Source organism: Haemophilus parainfluenzae (genome assembly GCF_003252795.1).
Lineage (GTDB): Bacteria > Pseudomonadota > Gammaproteobacteria > Enterobacterales > Pasteurellaceae > Haemophilus_D > Haemophilus_D parainfluenzae_K.
Genome location: NZ_QEPQ01000002.1, coordinates 32221 through 46074 on the forward strand (window position 1 = coordinate 32221; position 13854 = coordinate 46074).

Consider the following 13854-nt stretch of genomic DNA (forward strand, 5'->3'; position numbering starts at 1 on the left):
TCTTGTTTTTCTGACCGCACTTTATGTCACATCCACACAAATTACTTCCACGCCTTGCACCGCTATGGCTTCTTTGTCAGCCTGAGATAATTTGTTATCGGTAATCAGTACATCAATTTGCTGCCAGGTTAATTCCACATTTGGCATTTTTCTACCAATTTTTTGTGATTCCACCATCACAATCACTTCACGAGATACTTCAGCCATCACTTGGCTTAAGCGAACCAACTCATTAAATGTTGTTGTACCACGTTCTAAATCAATGCCATCAGCACCAATAAATAATTGGTCAAAATCATAAGAACGTAGCACTTGTTCGGCAATATTGCCTTGGAAGGATTCGGAACGCGTGTCCCAAGTGCCTCCCGTCATTAAGAGCGTCGGTTCATTTTCGAGTGAACGTAATGCGGTGGCCACCGAAAGCGAATTCGTCATCACAACCAAGCCTTGCTTGCGATTAAGCTGTTTAATCAAGGCGGCGGTTGTGCTGCCACTATCTACAATAATGCGATTGTGATCACGAATACGTTCTGCAGCTGCCTTTGCTAAGACTAACTTTCGTTGCGAAAGTTCATCATCTTGTTCTTCTTCGATGATTTCTTGTGGCATTAAAATGGCTCCACCATATTTACGAAGAAGGAAACCATTACTTTCCAATGCAGTGAGATCTTTTCGAATCGTCACTTCAGATGTGTCAAATAACTGTACGAGTTGTTCTACACTGACTTCACCTTGTTCTTGCAGAAGTTGCATGATGGCATGTCTGCGTTGTTGGGTATTTCGGTGTTGAATATTTCGTTTCATTATTTATATCCCGTAATAAGTTTCGGTTCGGAATTATATCGACAAAATAATGATTGTAAAGTTAAAATTTAGGCAACAAAAAACCCTGACAAAGCAGGGTTCAATTAAAATTCGTTTTAAGACTAATTATTTGATTGCGTCTTTTAATGCTTTACCAGATACGAATGCTGGAACTTTAGATGCTGCGATTTTGATTTCTGCACCAGTTTGTGGGTTACGGCCAGTACGTGCAGCACGTTTGTTTACTTTGAATGTACCGAAACCGATTAATTGAACAGGTTCACCTTTTTTAAGGCTACCAGTGATAGCTGCTAAAGTAGCTTCTAATGCAGCTTTAGCTTGTTTTTTGTTTAATTCAGCTGCACTTGCAATTGCATCGATTAAATCTGTTTTGTTCATAAATTTGTACCTTCTGTTAAATTAAAATTGACTCTATTCAAATAAGCGTAGCTTTTAACTGCTACGGCTTGGGCAAGTCTAATCGAACTTAGGGGGAAATAAAAGCCCGATTTGCAAAAATTGTGACAAATCTCACGTTATTGCTCAATTTTTATACCAATATTGGAGATTCCCTCCTGCTTTATCTCGTTGCGAAGGGATAAAATCAAGTCTACATCGCGTTTTTCGCAGTCTTTAAGTAAGCGATAGATTTGCCATTGAAGGTCTAATTCTTCTTCAATTTCTTCACGGCTTTTCAGTTCAGTTTCAGAAAGATCACGATTTTCTTGTGTCTCTAACAAAGAACAAATTGTACCTAACGAAATTTGGCTGATTTGAATCGCTTTTTCTAATGTTTCGCCTGCAATAATAGCATGCAATAATTCACCTAGCGCTTCACAAGCATCAAGAGCAGGTACCACACCAAAGAAGTCATAATCATTCACATCAGGAATAATCTCTTCGAGCTTCTCTAATTGGTTTTCGAAATTGATTTTTGCTCCTTTGACCGTTAGAAATTCCCACACTAAATTTAAAATGTTGTGATAGATCTTTTCAGCTTGCTCCTGTTCGGTCATTTGACAAAACAGGGCAAAGTTCGGTGCCATGCGTTCGCATAAGCAAGCCATAAAGGTCAGATGTTGCCAGCTTTCAACATTTTCGAGGCGCTTGTGAATTGGATTTCGCATTTTTTTCTCGCTTATTTATGATAGGCTTTTGAGAATTCATGAATGGCATCCACGAAGATTTTTGGTGCACTTTCTGGCACATCTTGGTGGATTCCATGACCTAAGTTAAATACATGGCCGCTGCCTTGTCCAAAATCAGCTAAAATTGACTGCACTTCTTGCTCAATACGCTCTGCTGGTGCATATAACACGCTTGGATCCATATTGCCTTGTAGCGCCACTTTATGACCCACGCGTGCTTTCGCATCTGCCAAATTAACTGTCCAGTCTAATCCGAGTGCATCACAGCCTGTATTAGCCATGGCTTCTAACCATAACCCGCCGCCTTTAGTAAATAAGGTTACCGGTACTTTACGACCATCGTGTTCACGAATTAAACCATCAACGATTTTATGCATATATTGCAGAGAGAAGTCTAAATATTCACGATGACCTAACACACCGCCCCAAGTATCAAATACCATGACGGCTTGTGCACCTGCTTTGATTTGAGCGTTTAAGTATAAAATCACGGAATCCGCTACTTTATCTAATAAAAGATGCAAAGTTTGCGGTTCGGCATACATCATTTTTTTGATTTTATTGAAGGTTTTGCTGCTACCACCTTCAACCATATAAGTTGCCAGTGTCCAAGGGCTACCAGAGAAACCAATCAGTGGCACTTCGCCTTTTAGTTCGCGACGAATTGTACGCACAGCATTCATCACATATTGAAGTTCGCCTTCAGGGTCAGGAATCGGTAAATTTTCGACCGCGCTTTTATTTTCAATTGGATGAGCAAATTTGGGGCCTTCACCAGCACCGAAACTTAAGCCTAATCCCATCGCATCAGGAATAGTCAGAATATCAGAGAACAAAATAGCCGCATCTAAAGCATATCGACGAAGTGGCTGTAAGGTAACTTCACAAGCTAAATCCGCATTGCGGCAAAGAGACATAAAATCGCCCGCTTCTGCACGTGTTGCTTTATATTCAGGCAAATAGCGTCCTGCTTGGCGCATCATCCATACGGGGGTCATATCCACTGGTTCACGTAATAAGGCTTTTAAATAACGATCATTTTTTAATTCAGACATGGACTTTCCTTTATTTATTTTGTTCCGCTTTGCAAAGCTCAAGCGTAGCATTAATTAATTTGAGTGCGATAGTACCTGTTGGCGGTAATTCTGGCAAGGGGGCAGCGCTAGAAAACCATTGTGCATCATGCAGTTCTGTTTCTTGTAGTTGAATTTCTCCGCTGTCGTAATCAGCGAGAAAACCCACCATTTGTGAATTCGGGAATGCCCAAGGTTGGCTACCGAAATAGCGAATATTCTTCACGCGAATACCAGTTTCTTCAAAGACTTCGCGACGAACGGCATCTTCGAAGGTTTCACCCACTTCTACAAAACCGGCTAGCGTGGTGTAAATACCTGCTTTGCCTGGCGTGTAATGGCGTTTATGGTTGGCTAATAAAATCTCTGTGCCACGGCGAACGGCGACAATAATCGAAGGGCAAATAACTGGGTAAGTACGATAGCCACAACTTGTGCATTGAACCGCTAGCTCATCGTGAGTTTGTTCCGCTTTTTGACCGCACTTTCCGCAGAATTGGTGGGTTTTCAAAAAATGATTGATTTCCACGCCTCGGCTTAATAAATGAAAATCTTCAGTCGGTAATGACAACAAACTCCGTAAGGAAAGGTATTCTCGTTCATCTTGATCATTTTCTGCCACAAGCCATAAAGGTTGTGATTTCCATTTCCCGAGCAACATTGCTTTTTGCGTTGTGAGGCCGAGTTCCTTTGCTGTTCCGAAAGGCAGATCATTTTCCTGCCAATAAAGTGTCGATCCTTTGGTGAGCAGCCAATATCCCTGATCTTCGGGCTGAATTGCATTCATATTTTTCTCTTTTTGTTTCAAAAGTGTGGTCATTATAAAAGGGATTTTTCGGAAAAACGAATTTAATTTCTGTGATAAAAATAGCTAGTCAGTTTTCGTTGTGCTACAGTAGCAACCTGTTTTTCTCTTTAAAATTAGGAATGACAAATGACTTTTTTCTCTTTTGCTTTTTTAGAAAATGCGATGTCTTTTGAAGGTTATTTTAAATATATCACCATTTTTGTCTCGTTAGGTGCATTGCTTGTGGTGACAAGCTTATATTTACGTCATCGGTTACAAACCAAATATCGCGATCTCAGTATTATCTTTCTTTTATTAATTATTTTCTTGCTCGGTGTGCAATATAAGCAATATGAGCGAAATGAAGTCTATGCAGCTGATATCTCTAGCCTGGTGACATTTTTAAATTCGGTGAAAGATAGTCAAAATTTACAGAAAGAAGATATTCGTACCAATAGCCGTACATTAACGAACGGCATGATTTTAAATATTCGGGATCAGTATTTCGAAGTCCATTTTAATAATGATTTTTCAGCGTATACGTTATCCCCAATTAACTTAGTAAACCCTAATGTTACTGTGATTGATAAGGAGGATAAATAATGGATGGCTACACATTATTAGGCTTGAAATTGGCCATGGGTATTATTGGACTGGTACTCCAAATTAACTTAATGGGAAAAGGTAACCTTGCACCGACTTCCGCGATGGATCAGGTACAAAACTATGTGCTAGGTGGCATTATTGGTGGTGTGATTTATAGCGATAGTATTGGGGTATTCCAGTTCTCTCTCGTGCTCGTGCTTTGGACATTATTGGTTTTTACCCTCCGTTTTATCAAAAATCATAACAAATTAGTTAAATCGTTGATTGATGGTAAACCAGTTCAGGTGATTTCAAACGGCAAGGTAAAAACTGCTGAATGTATGAAAAACAGTATTACTGCTAATGACCTCATGTTTAAGTTACGTGCTGCCGGTATTTATGAAATCAAAACGGTTAAACGTGCGGTATTTGAACAAAATGGACAACTTTCGATTATTCGATACGGTGATGATGATTTACGTTATCCATTAATTATTGATGGACAATTAGATGATGATGTTTTAGAAATTATTGATCGTGATGAAGAATGGGTTAAAGCTGAGTTAGAAAAACAGAACATGACGATTGAGCAAGTGTATATTGGCGAATACTTGAATGGTCAGTTAGTGGCACATGTATATGAAAACAAATAAAAGAGACCGCACCTTAAAAGTGCGGTCTTTTTTTCGCTCATTTTAACCGACAACAAAAGGTAAATAACCCGCTCGGATGGCAAAAGGAATTGAAGTAATAATCACCCCAAGCACCAATACAAGTACTAACAATGCTTTACCGCCCCATACTCTGTATGGCAAGTTAGGATGAATCGCACGTGCTTTCCAAACTAATGCTACCGGTAAAACCACTGCGTAGAACGCGAACATTTGACCAGCATAACCCAGAGCGAGAATAAAACCTTCCGGATAGAAAAGGGAGAAAAGCACTGGGGGAATAAAGGTCATTAAACCTAATGAAATACGCCCTGCATGAATATCAAAAGATTGTTTGAGTAAGTCTTCGATACATTCTAATAAACCTAATGCCACCCCTAAGAATGAAGTGACCAATGCTAAAGTGGAGAAGGTTTTTACCGCATTCGCAATAATTGGGCTTTGGGTGATTTCTAAGGTTGCTTTCACCAAGCCATTTAACGTGGCGTCTTCACGTAAAATTTGTAAAAACTCATTTTGGCTGAGTAAGCCGTGCGTAGAAAGCTGCCATAAAAAGTAAGCAAATAACGTGATGCCAGAACCCACTAAAATTGCAATGCGTAAGGATTTCACATTACCGTCTAAGTATTTATTTAAACTTGGAATGGAACCATGGAAACCAAATGCGGTGAAAAATACAGGGCTTGCAGAAATAATTAAAGCGTTATCAATTGGCATCGCCATTAAGTTATCAAATTTGATGTTCGGTAGCATTAACGCGAGCACTAAGATAAAAGCTGCAATCATCACAAAGAATAACACGCGATTGATTTTGTCCACACTGTGTGTGCCGATGACAATAAAACTGCCGAAGAAAATCGTGAATACAAGCACCGCGATTTTATTCATGGTGTCTTTATCGCCCATGGCTGGGAGTAAATCCATTAATAAGGAACCACCACCACTCACATAAGCAGCAATTAAGGCATATAAGAAGACAATTAAAACTGCGGTGGAAATAATTCGTCCTGCTTTACCAAAATATTGTGCAGCAAGTGTGCCGATCCCTGCATCGCTGTCAGCGGTTTGATACAGTTCCACAAATAAAAGTGCGGTGAAAGTAAGCACTGCCCACAAACCAAGTAATAAGAAAACAGTCGCAGTTAAGCCAATCCCTGCAGAGGTGAGTGGCATTGCCAACATCCCCGCCCCAATCATGGTTCCTGCAACAAGTAAGGTACTTCCCACTGTCTTGTTCATTTTATCTTCCTTAGGTTGTAATAATAAATTTACGTTGATTGTATTTTAATCTTTACAGTGTGTAAAGTAGGGAAAACAAAATTCTTCTACAAAATGTACGGTAGAAATGACCGCACTTTCCCGATAAAATAGCCGGCAAATCAATTAAGACAAGAGACAATAGTAGGAGAGCGCTTATGATTTATAGTATGACAGCCTTTGCACGCCTTGAAATCAAGAAGGATTGGGGCGATGCAGTTTGGGAAATTCGTTCGGTTAACCAACGTTATTTGGAAAACTTTTTCCGCTTGCCAGAGCAATTCCGTGGCTTGGAAAATGCTTTGCGTGAGAAACTTCGTCAAAATCTTACTCGCGGTAAAATTGAATGTTCATTGCGTATTGATAGCAAGAAGCAAGCGGCGGCTGAGCTCAATTTAAATAAAGAATTAGCGAATCAAGTTATTCAATCTTTACAATGGATTAAGGCACAAGCTGGTGAGGGCGAAATCAATTTAACGGACGTATTGCGTTATCCCGGCGTGGTGGAAGCGGCTGAACAAGATTTAGATGCCATCAGTCAAGATTTGTTGACAGCTTTTGATGAATTGTTGGTGGAATTTATTGCAATGCGTGGACGTGAAGGCGAAAAATTGCAAGCCATTATTCAACAACGTCTTGATGGTATTACGGTAGAAGCTGAAAAAGTGCGGTCACAAATGCCGGCGGTTTTACAATGGCAGCGTGAGCGTTTATTGCAACGTTTTGAAGAAGCGAAGATTCAACTTGATCCACAACGAGTCGAACAAGAAATGATTTTACTGGCGCAACGTGTGGACGTGGCGGAAGAATTAGATCGTCTGCAAATGCACGTGAAAGAAACCAATAATATCTTGAAAAAAGGTGGGGCAGTAGGCCGTAAACTGGACTTTATGATGCAAGAGCTCAATCGTGAATCTAACACGTTAGCATCAAAATCCATTAATGCTGATATCACCGCTTCTGCCGTGGAATTAAAAGTATTAATCGAACAAATGCGTGAGCAAATTCAAAACCTTGAATAGGAAAAATCATGGCAACATTTATTTCATTAAACCAATATGATTTGGTGGAAGTGACGGGCGTAGATGCGGAGAAATATCTGCAAGGCCAATTAACGTGTGATGTGGTGCATTTAGCAGTTGACGCTTCAACGCTTACAGCGCATTGTGATCCTAAAGGCAAAATGAACTCGTTGTTTCGCTTAATTAAGCTTTCATCTGAGCAGTTTTTGATTTTAATGCCGAAAAATTTATTTACTCCACTTGAGCATTTAAAAAAATACGCCGTGTTTTCAAAAGTGACTTTTCAAGTGTTAGATTGGCAAATTGTCGGCTTGATTGGTGAAAAGTGCGGTCGAGTTCACGCGCAGATTGAATTAGATATTGATGAAAATCGTGCAATTTTGATCAATCCTACACCGTTAGATGTCACCTTTAATGGCGATGAAAAACAATGGCTTTGTGCGGATATTCAAGCGGGCTTACCAAGCTTGAGCGCGGAAACACAAAATGAATTTATCCCGCAGGCATTAAATCTACAAGCGATTGAACAATCGATTTCTTTTACGAAAGGCTGTTATATCGGGCAAGAAACTGTCGCACGAGCCAAATATCGTGGCGCCAATAAACGTGCGATGTATGTGCTTTCGGGGGAAACCACGGTTACACCGAAAATCGGCAGCGAAATTGAAATGCAGTTAGAAACAGCTTGGCGTAAAACCGGTACGATCGTAAGTGCGGTCAATTTTGACGGCGTTTTATGGTTACAAGTGGTGATGAATAACGATTTAGAAGAAGGGACGCATTTCCGTTTACCTGAAGATGGAACCGTTCTGAAAATTGAACCGTTACCTTATTCCATCAATAGCTAAAAAACGATTTAGTCATTGATGACTTATAAGCATCATTAATGATGAAAAGAGAGAACCGTAATGTTCTCTCTTTTTTTATTTTTTTAAAATCCGCTATAATTCTGAAAAACTCACGAATTGAACACTATGACTTATTATCTTGGTATTATGTCTGGCACCAGCCTTGACGGGGTGGATATTGCCCTTACTGACATCCAATCGAATCAAACCAAATTAATTGCAGCAGATTTTATGCCGATGCCGGCAAATTTACGCGAAAAAGTGACCGCACTTATTCAATCGGGCGAAACGTCGTTACAAGCATTGGGTGAACTCGATCATCAATTTGGTTTACTTTATGCCGATTGCGTAAATGCCTTTTTACGTAAACACCAGTTAAAACCAGAACAGATCGAAGCCATTGGCTGCCATGGCCAAACAGTGTGGCATTCCCCAAAAGGTCAATTTCCGTTTACCATGCAAATCGGTGATATGAATTTATTAGTCGCTAAAACAGGCATTACGGTTGTTGGTGATTTGCGCCGTAAAGATATGGCGTTTGGTGGACAAGGCGCACCTTTGGTACCCGCTTTTCACCAAGCGGTATTTTTTGATCCTCATTGGGCAACAGTGGTGCTTAATATTGGCGGTATTAGTAATGTATCCTTATTGATACCCGAACAGCCTGTTATTGGCTTTGATACAGGAACGGGTAATACCTTGCTCGACCAATGGATCGAAAAACATCAAGGTAAAGCTTACGACAAAAATGGTGAATGGGCGGCTTCAGGTCAAGTAAATTCAGATTTGTTAGCAGCATTATTAGATGAAGATTTCTTTCAACTACCCCCACCGAAAAGCACGGGGCGTGAATTATTTAATTTAGCTTGGTTAGAGAATAAAATTCAAAAAATAGCAGGCAAAACGACCGCACTTTTACCACAAGATGTGCAAGCCACCTTGTCTGAATTTACCGTACAAAGTATTGTTTTAGCCCTTAACAATATTCAGACGACATTACCATGCCGATTACTTGTTTGTGGCGGCGGTGCTAAAAATCAGGCGATCATGAATGGCTTAAAACAAGCATTACCGAATTGGCGTATTCAACTGACAACTGAATTAGAACTTGATATCGATTATGTGGAAGCGGCAGCTTTTGCTTGGTTGGCTTATCGTCGTATGCATAATTTGCCCGCTAATTTACCGAGTGTAACAGGTGCCACAAGTGCGGTCAGTTTAGGGGCAATTTTTCCAAAGGAATAAACCATGGCAGAGAATTTATTACAAACCCTTTCAACTTTAATTACTGAACAACGGAATCCCAATTCCATGAATGTAGATAGCTTGTCTGCATTGGAAATTGTGCAGTTAATGAATGAGGAAGATAAACAAGTGCCTTTGGCAATTGAAAAATGTTTACCTCAAATTGCCCAAGCAGTCGAATGTATTGTTACTGCATTTCAACAAGGTGGTCGATTAGTCTATATTGGTGCGGGAACCAGTGGTCGATTAGGTGTACTTGATGCCTCTGAATGCCCGCCAACATTTGGTGTGTCACCTGAAATGGTGAAAGGTATTATTGCCGGCGGCGAGCGCGCATTACGTCATCCAATTGAAGGGGCGGAAGACAGTAAAGCACAAGCCGAGGTTGATTTACAAACCATTCAATTTTCCTCAAAAGATGTCTTGGTGGGTATTGCTGCGAGTGGCCGAACACCTTATGTGATCGGTGCATTAGAATATGCGAAAAGTTTAGGTTCAGTGACGGTTTCGATTGCGAGTAACCCGAATTCAGCGATGGCAAATATTGTGGATATTGCTATTGATACGGTAGTGGGACCAGAAGTGCTAACGGGGTCAAGTCGTTTAAAATCAGGTACGGCACAAAAATTAGTACTGAATATGCTTACTACGGCTTCTATGATCTTAATGGGTAAATGTTATCAAAACTTAATGGTGGATGTGCAGGCAAGTAATAAAAAACTGAAAGCTCGTGCCATTCGTATCGTCATGCAAGCCACGGATTGCGATAAGGCACTCGCAGAAGAGACATTAAAGCAGGCTGATCAAAATGCAAAATTAGCGATTATGATGATTTTGAGTGGACTAGATCGTGCTCAAGCAGAGGCTTTATTAGAAAAACATCACGGCAAGTTACAACTTGCATTGAAATAAGTAAAAATAAAAACGCTAGGTATCAAACCTAGCGTTTTTTATCATGTAATAGTCTGCTCAATTAGCAATCTTGTTTGCCGTAAGCATCTTGACGAAGGATTTGACGAACGCCTTCATCAAATTGTGCTAAAACGTGATCCGCGTCTTTTGGATCTTTACCGCGAGCATCAAGATAGAACTTGATTTTTGGTTCAGTACCAGATGGACGAACGATTAAGCGGCTACCGTTTTCTAATACGAATACAAGGATGTCGCTTTGACGATCTGTTTTAGTGTGGTCGATAAATTGTGCCACTTTAACACCACCTACTTCAGCTGGAGGTGTGTTACGAAGTGCGGCCATTAATTTACCAATTTCAGATAAATCGCTTACACGAATAGAAATTTGACCACTTACATAAGCACCGAATTCTTGTGTGAAGTCATTGGCGTAATCCGCTAAGGTTTTGCCTTGAGCTTTCAAGTGACGCACTAAATCTAAGAATACGATAGCTGCAGAAATACCGTCTTTATCGCGTACTTTATCTGGATCAACTAAGTAACCAAGTGCTTCTTCGAAACCGAATAATAAGCCTTGAACTTTACCGATGTATTTGAAACCGGTTAAGGTTTCTTCTGATTGGAAGCCGTATTTTTTCGCAATTTCAGCAAGTGCAGGAGAAGACACTAAAGAACACGCTAATACGCCTTTCTCACCTTTTGCATGATATTGTTTTGTTAAATACCAACCTAAGAAACAACCTACTACGTTACCGTGTAAAGGTTTCCAGTTACCTTGTGCATCTGGAACAGCCACCGCTAAACGGTCTGCATCAGGGTCATTAGCAATAATGAATTCCGCATTGTGTTCTTTTGCTACTTTAATCGCTAAATCTAAGGCACCTTTTTCTTCTGGGTTAGGGAAGTTTACTGTTGGGAATGTGCCGTCTGGCCACACTTGTTCAGCCACAATATGAGGTTGTGGAAGACCGGCTTTGGTTAAGGTTTTGCTTAGTACTTCATAGCCTACACCGTGCATTGCAGTATAAACATAGTTAATGTCTGCTTCAGGTTCTTTAGCAAGAGATGCTGTTTTTTCAATATAAGCATTAACCACTTCATCATCTAACACCACATAATCTTGGCTACGTGGTAAATCTTTTATATTGCCTGCGGCCACTTTGTCGATTAATGCGGCGATATCTTTATCTGCAGGAGAAACGATTTGGCCACCGCCATTCGCTTTACCCAAATACACTTTATAACCGTTATCTTCAGGTGGGTTGTGGCTTGCTGTCACCATCACACCTGCTGTAGTATCAAAATATTGGATTGCATAAGCTAATACAGGAGTTGGTAATTTACGTGGAAGTAAATAAGCTTTCACGCCTGCGCCTGCCATGATTTCAGCGGTATCACGTGCGAAAACATCAGAGTTTTTACGACCATCGTAACCAATCACGATAGATGGTTGCTTGTCGTAATCTTTTAAATAATCCGCTAAACCGCCCGCAGCTTGTGCTACTAAAACACGGTTCATCCCCATAGGGCCAGCTTGTAATGGTCCACGAAGCCCTGCCGTACCAAATTGTAAACGGCCACTAAAGCGAGCTTGTAATTCTGATTGTGCTTTTTCATCACCATTTTTCGCCGCGGTTAAAAGTGCGGTTAATTCTGCATGAGTTTCTGCATCAGGATCTTGGTTTAACCAGTTTTGTGCAATATCAAAAAGCGTTGTCATGATGTTTTCTCCTTGTAAAAACTAATTCTTGTTAGACTAGCTGAAAATGACTTTAATTTAAATGACTATTTTGCTTTTTTACTGAAAATTTAAGCTTTTTTTGATCGCAACCGTTTTCTCAGATATAAAAACGGCGTAAAAATATTTACGCCGTGAGAGTGATATAAATTTATATAAAATAATAAAAATTAGAGAAGAAGGGCAGAACCCCATTTAATAATATCAAAGAAGAATTTGTTTTGATTGGTGGCAATACCATCACCCGTTTTCTTCAATGTACCATCGTCATTTTTTGTTTCATCTACCATGCCATTTACATATTGGCCTTTCACGACATCTAGGTCTTCTTTTGCCTGAGTACGTAAAATTTGGCAAGCTTTTGGCTCTAATGCGTCGACATCACCAAGTTCTGCGCGGAATTTCTTAAATTGATAGGTCGCATAATTCATCGATTTTTCATCTTTTTGAATCATTTTGACATAGTCTTCACCGATGATTTTTTCTAACGGATAGAAAAAGACATATTGGGAATGAATATAGCTATCTTCTTTTGCAAAATGTTGTTGCTGAATACGAGTTAAATTTGGATAGATACATTGTTCAGCTTGTTTACTTGCTACAGCCCATGTTTTTGCATTGGCATCAGACAGGAGATAGTCTGCTTGTGCGAATTCAGCAGGAATAGTTGATTGTGATGAACCAAATAAACTACAAGCATTCAATAACATGATGCTGCTTAAAAAAATAATTTTTTTCACTTAAATTTCCTTACTAAAGTTGGAATGGCGGAATTTTAACAATAACGACATAATTGTAAAGTCTTCAATAATTGATTTTCTTTCCCGAACTAAAAAACTTCCGCTATAATGACCGCACTTTTTACACTTATAAAGGAAAGAACAATGCAAAATCCAAAAGATGATGTTTTATATGCACCAGTTGAGTGGGGTGATCACAGCGAAGGTTATACTGATATCCGTTTCCACAAATCGACTGATGGTATTGCAAAAATCACCATTAACCGTCCGGAAGTGCGTAATGCATTTCGTCCGCAAACAGTCAAAGAAATGATCCATGCGTTTTCTAACGCGCGTTTCGATGAAAAAATTGGCGTGATTGTGTTAACCGGTGAAGGCGAAAAAGCATTCTGTTCCGGTGGTGACCAAAAAATTCGTGGTGACTACGGCGGTTATAAAGATGAAAGCGGTGTGCATCATTTAAATGTATTGGATTTCCAACGTGATATTCGTACTTGTCCAAAACCAGTTGTAGCAATGGTGGCTGGATATGCAATTGGTGGTGGTCACGTACTTCATATGTTATGTGATTTAACCATTGCGGCAGACAATGCAATCTTCGGTCAAACTGGTCCTAAAGTAGGTTCATTTGACGGTGGCTGGGGCGCAAGCTATATGGCACGTTTAGTGGGGCAGAAAAAAGCGCGCGAAATTTGGTTCTTATGCCGTCAATATAATGCGCAAGAAGCATTAGATATGGGCTTAGTGAATACTGTCGTGCCTTATGCTGATTTAGAAAAAGAAACCGTGCGTTGGTGTCGTGAAATGTTACGTAACAGCCCAATTGCATTACGTTGCTTGAAAGCCGCATTAAATGCAGACTGTGATGGTCAATCAGGTTTACAAGAGCTCGCAGGTAACGCAACCATGTTGTTCTATATGACTGAAGAAGGTCAAGAAGGTCGTAACGCATTTAACGAAAAACGCGCACCAGACTTCAGCAAATTCAGACGTAATCCTTAATTTGAACATAAAAGTGCGGTTA

At 40.0% G+C, this 13854-nt stretch carries 15 protein-coding genes; 7 read left to right on the forward strand and 8 right to left on the reverse strand.

Features of this window, described 5'->3' with window-relative positions; genetic code table 11:
- Positions 1-21 precede the first annotated feature (21 nt).
- The 5 genes from DPV81_RS02610 to nudC all read right to left on the reverse strand — a co-directional run bounded on the left by DPV81_RS02610 (position 22) and on the right by nudC (position 3812).
- Positions 22-804 carry a DeoR/GlpR family DNA-binding transcription regulator gene (locus tag DPV81_RS02610; protein ID WP_111386645.1) on the reverse strand — a complete coding sequence of 261 codons (783 nt, stop codon included), beginning with the start codon at positions 802-804 and terminating at the stop codon, positions 22-24.
- 126 nt (positions 805-930) lie between these two features.
- Positions 931-1203 carry an HU family DNA-binding protein gene (locus DPV81_RS02615; RefSeq protein ID WP_005696943.1) on the reverse strand — a complete coding sequence of 91 codons (273 nt, stop codon included), beginning with the start codon at positions 1201-1203 and terminating at the stop codon, positions 931-933.
- A 137-nt stretch (positions 1204-1340) separates the two neighbouring features.
- The gene (locus DPV81_RS02620) at positions 1341-1931 is read right to left on the reverse strand and encodes a YjaG family protein (RefSeq protein WP_111386647.1); all 591 of its coding nucleotides are present in this window, start codon (positions 1929-1931) and stop codon (positions 1341-1343) included.
- A gap of 11 nt (positions 1932-1942) precedes the next feature.
- Positions 1943-3007, reverse strand: coding sequence for a uroporphyrinogen decarboxylase (gene hemE / locus DPV81_RS02625; protein WP_070868564.1), 1065 nt, complete (start codon positions 3005-3007; stop codon positions 1943-1945).
- A gap of 10 nt (positions 3008-3017) precedes the next feature.
- Entirely contained in the window at positions 3018-3812 is a 795-nt protein-coding gene (gene nudC, locus DPV81_RS02630; RefSeq protein WP_111386648.1) for an NAD(+) diphosphatase, read from the reverse strand.
- Between the two features lie 147 nt (positions 3813-3959).
- Between nudC and DPV81_RS02635 the strand changes: the two genes are divergently transcribed.
- Positions 3960-4415, forward strand: a complete 456-nt coding sequence (locus DPV81_RS02635) for a DUF3290 family protein (RefSeq protein ID WP_049380160.1) — start codon at positions 3960-3962, stop codon at positions 4413-4415.
- Entirely contained in the window at positions 4415-5050 is a 636-nt protein-coding gene (locus DPV81_RS02640; RefSeq protein ID WP_111386650.1) for a DUF421 domain-containing protein, read from the forward strand. The genes DPV81_RS02635 and DPV81_RS02640 overlap by 1 nt, the downstream gene beginning before the upstream one ends.
- A gap of 42 nt (positions 5051-5092) precedes the next feature.
- Here DPV81_RS02640 and DPV81_RS02645 read toward each other — a convergent pair whose 3' ends face one another.
- Complete coding sequence (locus tag DPV81_RS02645) at positions 5093-6307, reverse strand: aromatic amino acid transporter (RefSeq protein ID WP_111386651.1); 1215 nt, start codon at positions 6305-6307, stop codon at positions 5093-5095.
- Between the two features lie 176 nt (positions 6308-6483).
- On the opposite strand from DPV81_RS02645, the gene DPV81_RS02650 reads away from it, so the two are divergent.
- From DPV81_RS02650 to murQ, 4 genes are all read left to right on the forward strand, one after another.
- Entirely contained in the window at positions 6484-7347 is an 864-nt protein-coding gene (locus DPV81_RS02650) for a YicC/YloC family endoribonuclease (protein WP_049356105.1), read from the forward strand.
- An 8-nt stretch (positions 7348-7355) separates the two neighbouring features.
- Positions 7356-8195 carry a CAF17-like 4Fe-4S cluster assembly/insertion protein YgfZ gene (gene ygfZ, locus DPV81_RS02655; RefSeq protein ID WP_111386653.1) on the forward strand — a complete coding sequence of 280 codons (840 nt, stop codon included), beginning with the start codon at positions 7356-7358 and terminating at the stop codon, positions 8193-8195.
- Between the two features lie 126 nt (positions 8196-8321).
- Positions 8322-9440 carry an anhydro-N-acetylmuramic acid kinase gene (locus DPV81_RS02660; protein WP_111386654.1) on the forward strand — a complete coding sequence of 373 codons (1119 nt, stop codon included), beginning with the start codon at positions 8322-8324 and terminating at the stop codon, positions 9438-9440.
- Between the two features lie 3 nt (positions 9441-9443).
- Positions 9444-10352 (forward strand): N-acetylmuramic acid 6-phosphate etherase, encoded by a 909-nt coding sequence (gene murQ, locus DPV81_RS02665; RefSeq protein ID WP_111386656.1) that lies wholly within the window; start codon positions 9444-9446, stop codon positions 10350-10352.
- Positions 10353-10413: 61 nt separating this feature from the next.
- On the opposite strand, the gene DPV81_RS02670 is transcribed toward murQ, so the two are convergent.
- On the reverse strand, positions 10414-12072 hold the full coding sequence (locus tag DPV81_RS02670; RefSeq protein WP_111386657.1) for a phosphoglucomutase: 1659 nt from the start codon (positions 12070-12072) through the stop codon (positions 10414-10416).
- 188 nt (positions 12073-12260) lie between these two features.
- On the reverse strand, positions 12261-12830 hold the full coding sequence (locus tag DPV81_RS02675) for a DUF5358 domain-containing protein (RefSeq protein ID WP_080970247.1): 570 nt from the start codon (positions 12828-12830) through the stop codon (positions 12261-12263).
- A gap of 144 nt (positions 12831-12974) precedes the next feature.
- Here DPV81_RS02675 and menB point away from each other — a divergent pair, with 144 nt between their 5' ends.
- The gene (menB, locus tag DPV81_RS02680) at positions 12975-13832 is read left to right on the forward strand and encodes a 1,4-dihydroxy-2-naphthoyl-CoA synthase (protein WP_111386659.1); all 858 of its coding nucleotides are present in this window, start codon (positions 12975-12977) and stop codon (positions 13830-13832) included.
- The last annotated feature ends 22 nt before the right edge of the window (positions 13833-13854 follow it).

Coding starts and splice junctions, on each gene's coding strand:
- DPV81_RS02610 (WP_111386645.1), bottom strand. CDS start 804: ATGAAACGAAATATTCAACACCGAAATACCCAACAACGCAGACATGCC.
- DPV81_RS02615 (WP_005696943.1), bottom strand. CDS start 1,203: ATGAACAAAACAGATTTAATCGATGCAATTGCAAGTGCAGCTGAATTA.
- DPV81_RS02620 (WP_111386647.1), bottom strand. CDS start 1,931: ATGCGAAATCCAATTCACAAGCGCCTCGAAAATGTTGAAAGCTGGCAA.
- hemE (WP_070868564.1), bottom strand. CDS start 3,007: ATGTCTGAATTAAAAAATGATCGTTATTTAAAAGCCTTATTACGTGAA.
- nudC (WP_111386648.1), bottom strand. CDS start 3,812: ATGAATGCAATTCAGCCCGAAGATCAGGGATATTGGCTGCTCACCAAA.
- DPV81_RS02635 (WP_049380160.1), top strand. CDS start 3,960: ATGACTTTTTTCTCTTTTGCTTTTTTAGAAAATGCGATGTCTTTTGAA.
- DPV81_RS02640 (WP_111386650.1), top strand. CDS start 4,415: ATGGATGGCTACACATTATTAGGCTTGAAATTGGCCATGGGTATTATT.
- DPV81_RS02645 (WP_111386651.1), bottom strand. CDS start 6,307: ATGAACAAGACAGTGGGAAGTACCTTACTTGTTGCAGGAACCATGATT.
- DPV81_RS02650 (WP_049356105.1), top strand. CDS start 6,484: ATGATTTATAGTATGACAGCCTTTGCACGCCTTGAAATCAAGAAGGAT.
- ygfZ (WP_111386653.1), top strand. CDS start 7,356: ATGGCAACATTTATTTCATTAAACCAATATGATTTGGTGGAAGTGACG.
- DPV81_RS02660 (WP_111386654.1), top strand. CDS start 8,322: ATGACTTATTATCTTGGTATTATGTCTGGCACCAGCCTTGACGGGGTG.
- murQ (WP_111386656.1), top strand. CDS start 9,444: ATGGCAGAGAATTTATTACAAACCCTTTCAACTTTAATTACTGAACAA.
- DPV81_RS02670 (WP_111386657.1), bottom strand. CDS start 12,072: ATGACAACGCTTTTTGATATTGCACAAAACTGGTTAAACCAAGATCCT.
- menB (WP_111386659.1), top strand. CDS start 12,975: ATGCAAAATCCAAAAGATGATGTTTTATATGCACCAGTTGAGTGGGGT.